The following is a 13,208-nucleotide window of genomic DNA, read 5'->3' as shown; positions in this document are numbered from 1 at the left end:
TTTTTAATCGACCTAGGAATTATTATGTTACAACAAGAAATACGCCGCGCAGTAAGCACTGCATTAGCAGAAGACCTTGGTGGTCAAAGTGTGGCTGAAGGTGATATCACGGCAAACTTAATCGCAGCAGAAACACAAGCTAAAGCCAAAGTGATCAGCCGTGAACAAGCGGTATTTTGTGGTAAAGCCTGGGTTGATGAAGTTTTCCACCAGCTAGGTGACACTGTAACAGTGACTTGGTTTGTTGCTGATGGTGACCTAGTCGCTGCCGATCAAACACTATTTACGCTAGAAGGCCCTGCCCGTACATTATTAACGGGTGAGCGTAATGCACTCAACTTTGTACAAACATTATCTGGCGTTGCCACATTAACTAAAGAATACGTTGATCAACTTGCAGGTACTAAATGTCAGTTATTAGATACGCGTAAAACAATCCCAGGTCTACGCTTCGCCCAAAAATACGCAGTGACTTGTGGTGGCGGTAAAAACCACCGTATCGGCCTATTCGATGCTTACCTGATTAAAGAAAACCACATCATGGCCTGTGGCGGTATTGAAAACGCGATTGCCAAAGCAAAAGAATTACAACCAGGTAAACCAGTTGAAGTTGAAACCGAAAGTCTTGCTGAACTGCAACAAGCATTGGATGCAGGTGCGGACATCGTTATGATCGATAACTTTGACATTCCAATGATGCGTGCAGCGGTTGAATTAAACCAAGGTAAAGCAAAATTAGAAGTATCAGGTAATGTGACAATTAAGACCCTTGCAAGTTTTGCTGCAACTGGCGTTGATTTTATCTCGGTAGGCGCACTAACAAAACACGTGCAAGCAACCGACCTGTCGATGCGTTTTATTAAATAGTCATTATTGAATAATAATCACTAATAATAGAATTAATGACAAAGTCCTAATTAAGCATTTAAGCACTATCTCATTAGGGTAGTGCTTTTTATTTTCTGGTAGAGCCAAGTAGAATAAAATTAATCACTGCATAATAACCCTCATTTTAGTTATTCATCTATAAATAGCTTTTAAATTACTTAATTCCAACTACAAACCCCTTAGTACAAGATAATTATATATCAATAAATCAATTACTTATTTCGGCGCATTATCTTATAACTTGATCTGGATCGTTAAATACTTGTATACAAAATGTTAAATCAAGGTTTAAATAAATTAACTCATCGGGTATCTCATACCATTTGATGACTAAAGGACTATTAGCTAATTTTATAAGGATATAAAAAATGAGAGTACAACAGAAAGCACAACAACAAGGTTTTACGTTAATTGAATTGATGATCGTTATTGCAATTGTAGCTATTTTGGCTGGTATCGGTATGCCGTCATACCAGAAATATATCAAGAGTGCAGAGTTTGTAGAAGTAGTTAATGCTGCAGCTATAGGTAAAGGAAAAGTAGAGGAATGCTTCCAAAAAGGCCGTGCAGCAACAGTTTGCGTACAAATGAGTAACGCAACAACATCAGGAGCATTCAATACAGATAATATCACATCAATAATAGCTACATCGACTGGTACAAATAACGTAACAATCACAGCCTTAACAAACTCAAATTATGACAGTGTTGATTATATCATTAGCGCAACAAATACTAACGGACTAGTGAAATGGGAACTACCAGTTTCAAGTTCAACATGTATTGCTGCAGCCTATTGCTAATAATAGCTAATGCTACACAAACATAACGCTGGCGGCCTGGCTCACAGCCTGGTCGCACATTCATACCTTGTAACAGAAGAAATTCCCCAACTTCTGCAAAGCGCCAAACAGGAAGGTAAAGCCTTCACGACCTATCTCGTCGACAATAACATCATCGACAGTAAAATCTTAGCGCAATTACTAGAGCGTGAATACGGCGTTCCACTACTCGATTTAGATACCTTTAAACTGGAAGAAATTCCCGATAACCTGCTTAATGGAAAATTAATCGAGAAACACCATGCATTGCCTATTTACGTGCAGGGACAAACATTATATCTGGCGATGTCAGACCCGACCAATGTCACCGCATTAGAAGAGTTTTCCTTTAGCTTCAGTTTGCATACCGAAGTACTTTTGGTTGATGAAGTACAATTACAAAAAGCGTTAGAGATTGTACTCGAAAGTGATATTGATGCCCTTGGTGATCTGAATGACGCCACCATTGATGAGTTAGAAGTTGATAACAACGAGTCACGCCTGGAGCAAGAAAATAACAGCGGTGCTGACGACGCCCCGATTGTTAAATTCGTCAATAAGATCTTACTGGATGCGATTAAAAAAGGCGCATCCGATATTCACTTCGAGCCCTATGAATTCAAATACCGGGTACGTTTTCGTATCGACGGTATCTTACATGAGATGGTATCGCCACCCGTAAACTTAGCGATGCGTTTTTCTGCGCGCTTAAAAGTCATGGCGCAATTAGATATTGCCGAGCGTAGAGTGCCACAAGATGGCCGAATCAAATTAAAATTATCCAAAAACAAGTCCATTGATCTACGTGTTAGCACCCTGCCCACCATGTGGGGTGAAAAAGTGGTGATGCGGATCCTAGATTCTAACCAAGCCAGTCTCAACATTGATATTCTCGGTTATGACGATACACAAAAAGCCTTGTACCTTAAAGCGTTAGAAAAACCGCAGGGCATGATCTTGATCACAGGCCCAACAGGCAGTGGTAAAACGGTGTCTTTATACAGTGGCCTCAATATCCTCAACACCGTGGAACGCAACATATCCACAGCCGAAGATCCTATCGAGATCAACCTCACAGGTATCAATCAAGTCCAGATCAACCTGAAAGCAGGACTGAACTTCCCCAGTGCATTGCGATCATTCTTACGCCAAGACCCGGATGTGGTCATGGTTGGTGAGATCCGCGATATAGAAACAGCCGAGATTTCGATCAAAGCAGCGCAAACCGGTCACTTAGTATTATCGACTCTGCATACCAACTCTGCAGCAGAAACCCTTACTCGTTTATCCAATATGGGTGTCCCTGCTTATAATATAGGTTCATCAGTCAGCTTGATCATCGCCCAACGGCTCGGCCGTCGCCTGTGCAGTGAGTGTAAGCAGCCCGAAGACATACCCGCTATCGAATTAGCCAAGCTCGGTTTTAGCCAACAGCAAATCAATGATGGGATCACTTCATTTAAAGCCATAGGTTGTAACCAATGTACTAAAGGTTATAAAGGACGCGTAGGGATCTACGAAGTCATGCCGATGTCAGATAAGATCGCACGCATGATCTTAACCGGCAGCAACTCGCTTGAACTCAGCGAACAAGCGCAGCAAGAAGGCATGAATACATTACGCCAATCCGCCTTGAAAAAAGTGATCGACGGCGTGACCAGTTTACTTGAGGTTGAGCGTATCACTAATCATTAGTGCTCAATGACTCACGATCAGTAATAAAAAATAGTCCTCTGTATAAAAAGGATCGTATCTCACACCATCAGCTAAGGATAGCATCATGGTCGCAGTAACTAAAAAAGCCAATCGCAGCACATCGACAGTCAAAAAACGCTATCCCTATAACTGGCAAGGCGTTAACCGCAAAGGCAAAAAAGTCAGCGGTGAAATGCAAGCTGAAAGTATCAGTAACTTAAAAGTTGAGTTACGTCGTCAAGGCATTAATGTATTAAAAGCCAGTCGTAAATCAACAGGTTTATTTTCCAAAGCAACGGCCAAAATAAAACCACTGGATATTGCACTTATTTCACGACAAATATCAACCATGCTTAATGCGGGCGTACCGCTGGTGCAGAGCTTAGAGATCATAGCCCGCAGTAATGATAGCCCAGCCATGCGAGCACTAATTGGTGAAGTCGCAGCAGAAGTCGCGACAGGCACACCGCTTTCAGATGCATTACGTAAACATCCACTTTATTTTGATGACTTATATTGCGATTTAATTAGCGCAGGTGAACAATCCGGTTCATTAGACAGTATTTATGATCGTATCGCGACTTATAAAGAAAAAGCAGAAGCACTCAAATCTAAGATTAAAAAAGCCTTGTTCTACCCGATTATGGTAGTCGCAGTTGCAACTGTCGTAACCTTGGTTTTATTACTCTATGTTATACCTCAATTCAAAGAAATTTTCGCAGGTTTTGGGGCTGAACTTCCCCCTTTCACCCTGTTTGTATTATCTATTTCTGACTTTGTCAGTCAATTTTGGTATTTGGTGATCGGTATATTATTCGGATTACCTTTTGCTTACCTTAAAGCTAATAAGCGTTCGATAAAAGTTAAACACATCACTGAGCGCACGATTCTCAAGATACCAGCGATTGGGCCGATCATGCACAAAGGGGCGATGGCGCGTTTTGCCAGAACTCTATCAACAACATTTGCCGCTGGTATTCCGCTTGTTGATTCATTAACGTCAGCAGCCGGCGCATCAGGTAATATTGTCTATAAAAATGCAGTCATGGATATGCGTAACGAAGTTATCGCCGGATTACAAATGCATATCGCCATGCGCTCAACCAATTTATTTCCTGATATGGTCACGCAAATGGTGATGATCGGTGAAGAGTCAGGCTCACTTGATGATATGTTGGCGAAAGTCGCCCATATTTATGAACAACAAGTCGATGATGCGGTCGATGGCTTAACCAGTTTAATCGAACCCATGATCATGGTGGTATTAGGAGTCGTCATCGGCGGCCTCGTTATTGCCATGTATTTACCTATCTTTGAAATGGGCAGTATTATGTAGTGAATATCGACCAGTGTTATTTTGATAGCAAGCTTTAACAGCTTTTCTGTGATGGGTTTGTTATCATCTTATTTCAATTAATATTTATCTATCAACTTGATTCGGTACAGGTAATTTACATGCAAGACTTAGCGCTTCTCTTTCAACTCTATCCTTGGCTATTATGGTTATTCGCTACCTTACTTGGCCTACTCGTTGGTAGTTTCTTAAATGTGGTCATTTACCGTTTACCTATCATGATGGAGCGTGAATGGAAGCAAGAGTGCACAGTTTACTTTGATGAAGAATGCAAGACCGCAAAGTCAGAACCAGAAGCAACTAAATTCAATTTATTATTACCCCGCTCCGCTTGTCCTAAATGCGATCATCAAATAACCGCATTAGAAAACATTCCCGTGATCAGCTGGTTAGTATTACGCGGAAAGTGCAGTAGTTGTGCAAACCCAATTTCAGCACGTTACCCTAGTATTGAGCTACTAACCGGTTTGTTATCGTTCGTCGTGGCCTTGTACATTCCCTACGGTATCCAATTAGCGGGGGCATTATTACTGACTTGGTGTTTAGTTGCGCTGACTTTTATCGATATCGATAAAATGTTACTACCCGACCAAATGACATTACCCTTGTTATGGTTAGGCTTACTGCTCAACGTCAACTACGCTTGGGTCTCCCCTTCAGATGCGATTATCGGTGCTATCGTTGGTTATCTATCTCTCTGGACTGTGTATTGGGGTTTTAAATTACTGACCGGTAAAGAAGGTATGGGTTATGGTGACTTCAAACTATTAGCCGCGTTTGGCGCATGGTTCGGCTGGCAGTCGATTTTAGCGATTGTATTACTCTCGTCATTTGCTGGCGCTATCATAGGTATTAGTCAAATCCTATTGAAAAAGCATACCCAAGGTAACCCCATTCCATTTGGTCCTTATCTGGCGATTGCAGGTTGGCTGTATCTTATTTGGGGTGATCAACTCGTTGATTTCTATCTATCCAATTTTATTTATTAAGGTAGAAATTTATGTATGTAGTTGGATTAACAGGTGGTATCGCATCAGGTAAAACAACCGTTGCCGATCTAATCGCGAGCGAAGGGATTAATTTAGTCGATGCCGATATTGTTGCCAGAGAAGTGGTGGCGATTGGCAGTAATGGATTAAAACAGATTAGCGCTCATTTTGGTGAACAGATATTACTGGATGATGGCAGTTTAAATCGCCCCTTGTTACGTGAAAAAATATTTTCTGATAACGCCAATAAGCAATGGTTAAATAACTTATTACATCCCATGATCCGCGCTGAATTATTAGCGCAATTAGCCGCCAGTAAGTCCGCTTATACTTTGTTAGTGGTGCCATTATTAGTTGAAAACAACCTCACCACGTTATGCAATCACGTTCTGGTTGTTGATGTGGAAGAACAAGTCCAAATCGACCGTACGATGGCGAGGGATAAGGTATCACTACAACAAGCGAATGCGATATTAAAATCACAGGCTACTCGTGAGCAGCGCCTCGCAGCAGCAGATTCGGTGGTGGTGAATAACGAACGCCAACAGCTTGAGCAGGATGTTGCCGTCTTACATCAAAAATTTCTTGAGTTAGCGGCAGCAGCCATGGCAGACTAAAGCCTTAAGCTCTGTATATTTAGGAAATCACTATGCAAGTAAATTGCCCAACCTGTCAAAAACCTGTTGAATGGGTTGCCACTAGCGAATTTCGCCCGTTTTGTTGTGAACGCTGCAAACTGATTGATCTTGGCGAATGGGCAAACGAAGAACGCGCCATTCCAGGTGAAGATGTATCACCACAAGAATTACAGCCTAAAGGTTACGAATTCGATTAAGTAGTGACCTTAGCGTAATGGCTCAGGCAAACTGAGTCATTAACATTTCAACAATCACTTGATTCGCAGCGGGAAAATTATAATCCGCCAACTCGCTGATATTTATCCAAGCCGTTTGCTGCCCTTCCAGTCCTTTACCTACCCCTTCAAACTTATCGACAAGATAGAAATCTAATTGCACGATTTTATCGCCATAATCAAATTCTAACTGGTGAAATGCCTGTGCATTCATGACGTCAAGATCCACTTCTTCTTTTAGCTCTCTGGTTAACGCCTCAAGCACAGATTCATCAGACTCCACCTTACCACCCGGAAATTCCCATTTATCACCTTGGTGCTGCGCTGAGCTACGCTTACTGATAAATACTTGTTGGCCACGAACAATTATACCAGCAGCTACATGAACGACTTTCATCATTATTTCTCTTATTTAATAATTGGAATAAAGTATAGATAACAAAAAGCGCTAAAACATTGCTGCTTTAACGCTTTCAATTTTAAGTAATAACCGTCACTAATAAATAGTGTTCGCTACTAGCTTAATTTACCATGACACTGTTTGAACTTAGCGCCTGAGCCACAAGGACAAGGATCATTACGGCCTACTTTTTGGCCTTGACGCACAAATGTTTCAGCATCTGGCGTTGCCGATGCATCTGCAAGCTGGTTTTCAGCCGCTGCATGGCTCATGCTTTGTGGTAATGACTCACTACGACGACGCTGTGCTTCAACCGCTTCTACGTCTTCTGGTGCTTGCACCTGCACTTTAGATATAACGCCAACCACATCTGATTTTAGATTTTCTAACATTTCAGTGAACAGCTCAAACGACTCACGCTTGTATTCTTGTTTCGGGTTTTTCTGTGCATAACCACGTAAATGAATACCTTGACGTAAATGGTCCATCGCAGCTAAATGCTCTTTCCATAAACCATCCAGGGTTTGTAGCATAACTGCTTTTTCAAACTGACGGATCACTTGTGCACCAACCGCGTCTTCTTTCGCTGTGTAAGCTTCTTTGGCTGCAGTCATGATACGCTCACGAATCTTCTCTTCGTATAACTTAGTATCATCATCTAACCATTGCTGGATTGGCAGTTCAAGCATGAAATCAGCACGCAAACGCTGCTCTAAACCTGAGATATCCCACATTTCATGTAATGATTGTGGTGGAATATAAGCATCCATTACCGCGTTGATTACGTCTTCACGGATCACAACCATAGTTTCGCTGATATCTTCCGCTTCCATTAATTCATTACGTTGCTCATAAACCACTTTACGCTGGTCATTAGCGACGTCATCGAATTCAAGTAACGATTTACGAATATCAAAGTTACGGCCTTCAACTTTACGTTGTGCGTTTTCGATTGCGCGTGTTACCCACTTATGCTCAATCGCTTCGCCTTCTTCCATACCCAGTTTTTTCATCATGCCAGTAATACGGTCTGATGTGAAAATACGCATTAACGGATCGGTCATTGACAGATAGAAACGTGTAGAACCCGCATCACCTTGACGACCAGAACGACCACGTAATTGGTTATCAATACGACGAGATTCATGACGTTCCGTACCAATAATGTGTAAGCCACCCGCAGCAAGTACAGCGTCATGACGAGCTTGCCATTCCGCTTTAATATGTGCGATTTGCGCTTCAGTTGGATTCTTCAGCTTATCAACTTCAGTCTGCCAGTTACCACCTAACACGATATCGGTACCACGACCAGCCATGTTAGTTGCAATCGTAACAGCCCCAGAACGACCCGCATCAGCAACAATCTCAGCTTCACGTTCATGGAATTTCGCATTCAATACGTTATGTTTGATTTTGTCTTTTTTAAGTAGTTTCGAGAGTAACTCAGAGCTTTCAATTGATACAGTACCAACCAGCACTGGCTGCTGTCTTTCTACACAATCTTTAATATCTTCAATGATCGCAACATGCTTCTCATCAGCAGTCAGATAAACCAGATCACCAAAGTCTTTACGCGCCATTGGTTTATTGGTCGGCAAGACAACCGTTTCAAGGCTATAGATAGATTGGAATTCAAATGCTTCAGTATCAGCCGTACCAGTCATACCCGATAGCTTTTCATACATACGGAAATAATTCTGGAACGTGATCGATGCTAAAGTTTGGTTTTCATTTTGAATTTTAACACCTTCGCGTGCTTCTACCGCTTGATGTAAACCTTCTGACCAGCGACGTCCAGGCATAGTACGGCCCGTATGTTCGTCAACAATAACAATCTCGCCTTCATCACTAACGATATAATCCACGTCTTTTTCAAATAACGTATGTGCACGTAATGCCGCATTGATGTGATGTAATAATGAAATATTTGCCGCAGAGAACAAATTGTCATCTTCGCTTAATAAGCCACGCTCTTTGAGCATTTCTTCAACTTTAATTTGACCGTTTTCAGTCAGTAATACTTGTTTGTTTTTTTCATCGACCGTGAAGTGACCATCACCAGTGTATTCTTCGGTATCTTCCTGTTCTTGCTGTTCTAGCAGTGGAATGATGGTGTTGATCTTAGTATATAGCTCTGAACTATCATCAGCAGGACCAGAGATGATAAGCGGGGTACGCGCTTCATCAATTAAGATTGAATCCACTTCATCGATGACAGCGTAATATAACGGACGCATAACACGCTGTTGCGGCTCAAAGGCCATGTTGTCACGCAGATAATCAAAACCAAATTCATTATTAGTGCCGTAAGTAACATCTGCAGCATACGCGTCACGTTTTGCCATGTTATCCATGCCTGAAACGTTAAGGCCAACGGTTAAACCTAAAAATTCAAACAGTTCACGATTCCATTCCGCATCACGTGCAGCAAGGTAATCATTCACCGTAATAATATGTACACCTTTACCTGTTAATGCATTTAGATAGGCTGGTAATGTTGCTGTTAGAGTTTTACCTTCACCCGTACGCATTTCAGCAATCTGATTATTATTTAAAACCATACCACCAAGTAACTGCACATCGAAATGGCGCATGCCAAATACACGTTTAGAACCTTCACGAACAACCGCGAATGCTTCAGCTAAAATGCTATCAAGTGATTCACCGGCAGCAACACGCTGTTGAAAATCAACTGTTTTTGCTTTTAATTCTGCATCTGATAATACTTCAAAATCAGCTTCTAATTGATTGACCTGTTTTACAACTTTATGCAATTTTTTTAAAATGCGGTCATTGCGGCTACCGACTATTTTTGTAATTATATTAGTTAACATTTTATGACCAAAAGTTATTGTGAATCTATTTGAAATTTAAAGCATTTTAGCGATAAACATAGCGTTTAGGATCGACTTGTCGTCCCGATTTTAGCACTTCGTAGTGCACATGAGGTCCAGTAGAGCGCCCTGAACTTCCCATAATAGCAATAGTTTGCCCCTTGCCAACAACATCGCCTTCTTTTGCGATGAGCTCTTTAGCATGGGCATAACGTGACGACAGACCATTTCCGTGGTTAATTTCGATTAATAGCCCATAACCAGAACGTCTTCCAGACCAAGTTACCACTCCAGCACCCGTTGCAATAATATTCATGCCATTATTACCAGCAAAATCAATCCCCTTATGCATAGTCGCTCGCCCTGTAAAAGGGTCTTTACGCACGCCGTAATGGGACGATAACCAAGAACCACGTTGAATAACTGGACGTCCAGATAAAACAGCCTCATCAGTTATATTGTGATTCAATAGCATAGTTTCAAGTAGCGATAGTTGTTGGGTGCGATTATTTACTTCAAGTGACAATAAATCCATCTCTTCGAGCAAGGCTTGTAAATCAACAGCATAACTAGAATCTGTAACAATCGGACCGCCAATTGCAGGTTTTAGGTTAAAATCAAATTCACCACGCGTTAGACTGGCATTTTTAGCCAATTCATCGCCTAATAAACTCAAACGGTTAACCTCCGCTTGCATCATGCCAACTTTACTCGCAAATACGGCGATTTTCAAATCAGTTTCTTGACGTAGCGTAAGAACTTCATCTGCTTGTTGCTGATATTTCTGTTGCGTTTTCGCAATCTTAAGTTGTATAGCTTGGGAAGAGAAATTTGAATAGAGAAACCAAGAAGACGTGATCGAGATAGCAATAACAGCTATGAATGCAAATATTAAAACGTAGATATTAAATAATTTAGAATGGTTATGTTTACCATTCGAGTAAGTCACTGTAACGCTCATAATCTTTTATTAACTGATGAATTAGTGACACTAAATATAAACAATTTAATGCCACAATTCTATCTGTATTTATCTCAGAGTAAACTAACTCACTCAGTTCCGAGATACCAAACCGATTTGATTAGATTATAACGCCAGTTCTAAATTTGGTTCTAACCAACGAATTGGCGCATCTTGGGCTTCATCTACAGTGGTGAATTCCCATGCTTCTTGATTAGCAAGTAATGCTCTTAGCAATAAATTATTCATGCCGTGGCCAGTTTTAAATGCTCTAAACTCACCTAGGATTGAATGACCTGATAAGTACAGGTCTCCGACAGCATCAAGTACTTTATGTTTCACAAATTCATCTTCATAACGTAAACCGTCATCATTTAAAATACGGAACTCATCGATCACAATAGCGTTCTCTAGGCTACCACCCAGTGCAAGGTCTTGCGATTGAAGATATTCAATGTCTTTCATAAAGCCAAAAGTACGTGCTCGGCTGATTTCTTGATGGAACCAATCACCCGAAAAGTCTGCTCGAATATGTTGATTTTGACCTTCAAACACAGGATGATCAAATTCAATACGTAAATCCATAATAAAACCATGGTTCGACGGTAAAAATTCAGCCCATTTGTCGCCATCTTCAACACGTATAGGTTGTTTTATTTTAATAAACTTCTTAGCGCAGTTTAGCTCTTCGATTCCCGCGCTTTGCAGTAAGAAAATAAAAGGACTTGCACTGCCATCCATAATTGGAATTTCAGCCGCATCTACTTCAATAATAATATTATCAATGCCGAGACCTGCTAAGGCCGCATTTAGATGTTCTACGGTCGAAATCCGGTGACCATCTTCGTTGATTAGACAAGTGCATAACATCGTGTCTTTCACCATGTCAGCAGATGCTTTGAAATCAACAACTGGATCAAGATCAATACGACGATAAATAATACCGGTATTCGCTGCCGCTGGACGAAGATTAAGGGTAACCTTGTTGCCAGAATGCAGACCGATACCGGTGCCACGTACTGCTTGTTTTAATGTTCTTTGCTTAATCATTAATGTTACCCTATTTAAATCCCACACTCCAACGCGAGGCCGAGTAATTTACCACAGCCCTACAGGAAATGCAAAATAACCAGTCCAAACACGTCTTGTATAATTCACTCTTTACGCTAAAAACAACCCGTAAGACTGAATCATATCTAGCTATAATACAATAAAGTATTAGTCAGCTTGGCGACGTAAGAACGCTGGAATATCTAAATAATCCGGTTCACTTTTCGTTGCCGTTGTTGTATTACTTTCACCAACAGCAACTTTCTGCACATCTACTTGCTTATCGGCAGGCATCACAGTCGCTTTAACGGTTTCTTCAACACGTATCGATTCAGCTTTCGCTTCTTCTACTTTTTTAGCTGGTGTTGGTACTAAAGTAATATCGGGTTTGTTTTCAGCACCGATACCCGTAACAACAACAGTTACACGCAATTCATCCGTCATTTCAGGGTCGATTACCGCACCCACAACAACGGTTGCATTATCAGAAGCAAAGGCTTTAACTGAATTACCTACTGTTTCGAATTCTTCGATATTGATATCGAGGCCAGCAGTAATATTAACCAGAATACCCCGAGCACCCGCTAAATCAACATCATCAAGTAATGGGCTTGAGATAGCAGCTTCTGCAGCTTCTGCGGCTCGATCTTCACCAGAAGCAACACCGGTACCCATCATTGCAGTACCCATTTCACTCATGACTGTGCGAACATCGGCGAAATCCACGTTGATTAGACCTGGACGCGTAATGAGTTCCGCAATACCTTGTACAGCACCAAGTAATACGTTATTAGCAGCTTTGAATGCATCTAATAAACTGACACCACGACCCAATACTTTCAATAATTTGTCGTTAGGTATTGTAATCAAAGAATCAACTTGTTCACTTAAGGCATCGATACCAGCTTGTGCATAACTCAAGCGACGCTTACCTTCAAACGAGAAAGGTTTAGTGACTACAGCTACCGTTAAAATCCCTAATTCTTTAGCAATTTCAGCAACAACCGGAGCAGCACCAGTACCTGTACCACCGCCCATACCCGCAGCAATAAAGATCATATCAGAGCCTTGCAGCTGCTCACGAATACTATCGCGATCTTCCATTGCAGCTTCACGACCTACTGTTGGGTTTGCGCCCGCGCCCAAACCTTTAGTGATAGTGTTACCGATTTGAATAACAGATCCAGCGGCTGAATTACGTAATGCTTGTGCATCTGTATTTACGACAATAAATTCAACACCTTCAATTGTTTCACTGACCATGTGATCAACAGCGTTACCGCCGCCGCCACCAACACCAATGACTTTAATGACAGCTTCATCGTGACTATCATCTAGTAGTTCAAACATGGTAATATCTCCA

The 13,208-nt window shown here is 41.4% G+C and carries 12 protein-coding genes; 7 read left to right on the top strand and 5 right to left on the bottom strand.

Features of this window, described 5'->3' with window-relative positions:
- Window positions 1-24 precede the first annotated feature (24 nt).
- The 7 genes from nadC to yacG all read left to right on the top strand — a co-directional run bounded on the left by nadC (window position 25) and on the right by yacG (window position 6,582).
- Window positions 25-867: a carboxylating nicotinate-nucleotide diphosphorylase gene (nadC, locus tag HWV03_RS01345; protein ID WP_211673739.1), complete on the top strand. Its 843-nt coding sequence runs from the start codon at window positions 25-27 to the stop codon at window positions 865-867.
- A gap of 389 nt (window positions 868-1,256) precedes the next feature.
- The gene (locus tag HWV03_RS22680; RefSeq protein WP_211678155.1) at window positions 1,257-1,691 is read left to right on the top strand and encodes a pilin; all 435 of its coding nucleotides are present in this window, start codon (window positions 1,257-1,259) and stop codon (window positions 1,689-1,691) included.
- A 9-nt stretch (window positions 1,692-1,700) separates the two neighbouring features.
- Window positions 1,701-3,404, top strand: a complete 1,704-nt coding sequence (gene pilB / locus HWV03_RS01335) for a type IV-A pilus assembly ATPase PilB (protein ID WP_211678154.1) — start codon at window positions 1,701-1,703, stop codon at window positions 3,402-3,404.
- 85 nt (window positions 3,405-3,489) lie between these two features.
- On the top strand, window positions 3,490-4,740 hold the full coding sequence (locus tag HWV03_RS01330) for a type II secretion system F family protein (protein WP_211678153.1): 1,251 nt from the start codon (window positions 3,490-3,492) through the stop codon (window positions 4,738-4,740).
- A gap of 119 nt (window positions 4,741-4,859) precedes the next feature.
- Window positions 4,860-5,747: a prepilin peptidase gene (locus HWV03_RS01325; RefSeq protein WP_211678152.1), complete on the top strand. Its 888-nt coding sequence runs from the start codon at window positions 4,860-4,862 to the stop codon at window positions 5,745-5,747.
- An 11-nt stretch (window positions 5,748-5,758) separates the two neighbouring features.
- On the top strand, window positions 5,759-6,364 hold the full coding sequence (gene coaE / locus HWV03_RS01320; RefSeq protein WP_211678151.1) for a dephospho-CoA kinase: 606 nt from the start codon (window positions 5,759-5,761) through the stop codon (window positions 6,362-6,364).
- 26 nt (window positions 6,365-6,390) lie between these two features.
- Window positions 6,391-6,582, top strand: coding sequence for a DNA gyrase inhibitor YacG (yacG, locus tag HWV03_RS01315; protein WP_211675603.1), 192 nt, complete (start codon window positions 6,391-6,393; stop codon window positions 6,580-6,582).
- 22 nt (window positions 6,583-6,604) lie between these two features.
- On the opposite strand, the gene mutT is transcribed toward yacG, so the two are convergent.
- From mutT to ftsZ, 5 genes are all read right to left on the bottom strand, one after another.
- Window positions 6,605-6,997: an 8-oxo-dGTP diphosphatase MutT gene (gene mutT / locus HWV03_RS01310; RefSeq protein ID WP_211679944.1), complete on the bottom strand. Its 393-nt coding sequence runs from the start codon at window positions 6,995-6,997 to the stop codon at window positions 6,605-6,607.
- A gap of 119 nt (window positions 6,998-7,116) precedes the next feature.
- Window positions 7,117-9,834, bottom strand: a complete 2,718-nt coding sequence (gene secA, locus HWV03_RS01305; RefSeq protein ID WP_211678150.1) for a preprotein translocase subunit SecA — start codon at window positions 9,832-9,834, stop codon at window positions 7,117-7,119.
- Between the two features lie 46 nt (window positions 9,835-9,880).
- On the bottom strand, window positions 9,881-10,795 hold the full coding sequence (locus tag HWV03_RS01300) for a M23 family metallopeptidase (protein ID WP_211678149.1): 915 nt from the start codon (window positions 10,793-10,795) through the stop codon (window positions 9,881-9,883).
- A 126-nt stretch (window positions 10,796-10,921) separates the two neighbouring features.
- Window positions 10,922-11,845: a UDP-3-O-acyl-N-acetylglucosamine deacetylase gene (gene lpxC, locus HWV03_RS01295; protein ID WP_211678148.1), complete on the bottom strand. Its 924-nt coding sequence runs from the start codon at window positions 11,843-11,845 to the stop codon at window positions 10,922-10,924.
- 168 nt (window positions 11,846-12,013) lie between these two features.
- A complete protein-coding gene (ftsZ, locus tag HWV03_RS01290) occupies window positions 12,014-13,195 on the bottom strand; it encodes a cell division protein FtsZ (protein WP_211678147.1) in 1,182 nt (393 codons plus the stop codon).
- Between the last annotated feature and the right edge of the window lie 13 nt (window positions 13,196-13,208).

Origin of the sequence: Moritella sp. 36, assembly GCF_018219415.1 — a bacterium.
GTDB lineage: Bacteria > Pseudomonadota > Gammaproteobacteria > Enterobacterales > Moritellaceae > Moritella.
The sequence above is the reverse complement of the archived record's forward strand: the minus strand, read 5'-3'. Positions and strand labels throughout refer to the sequence as shown.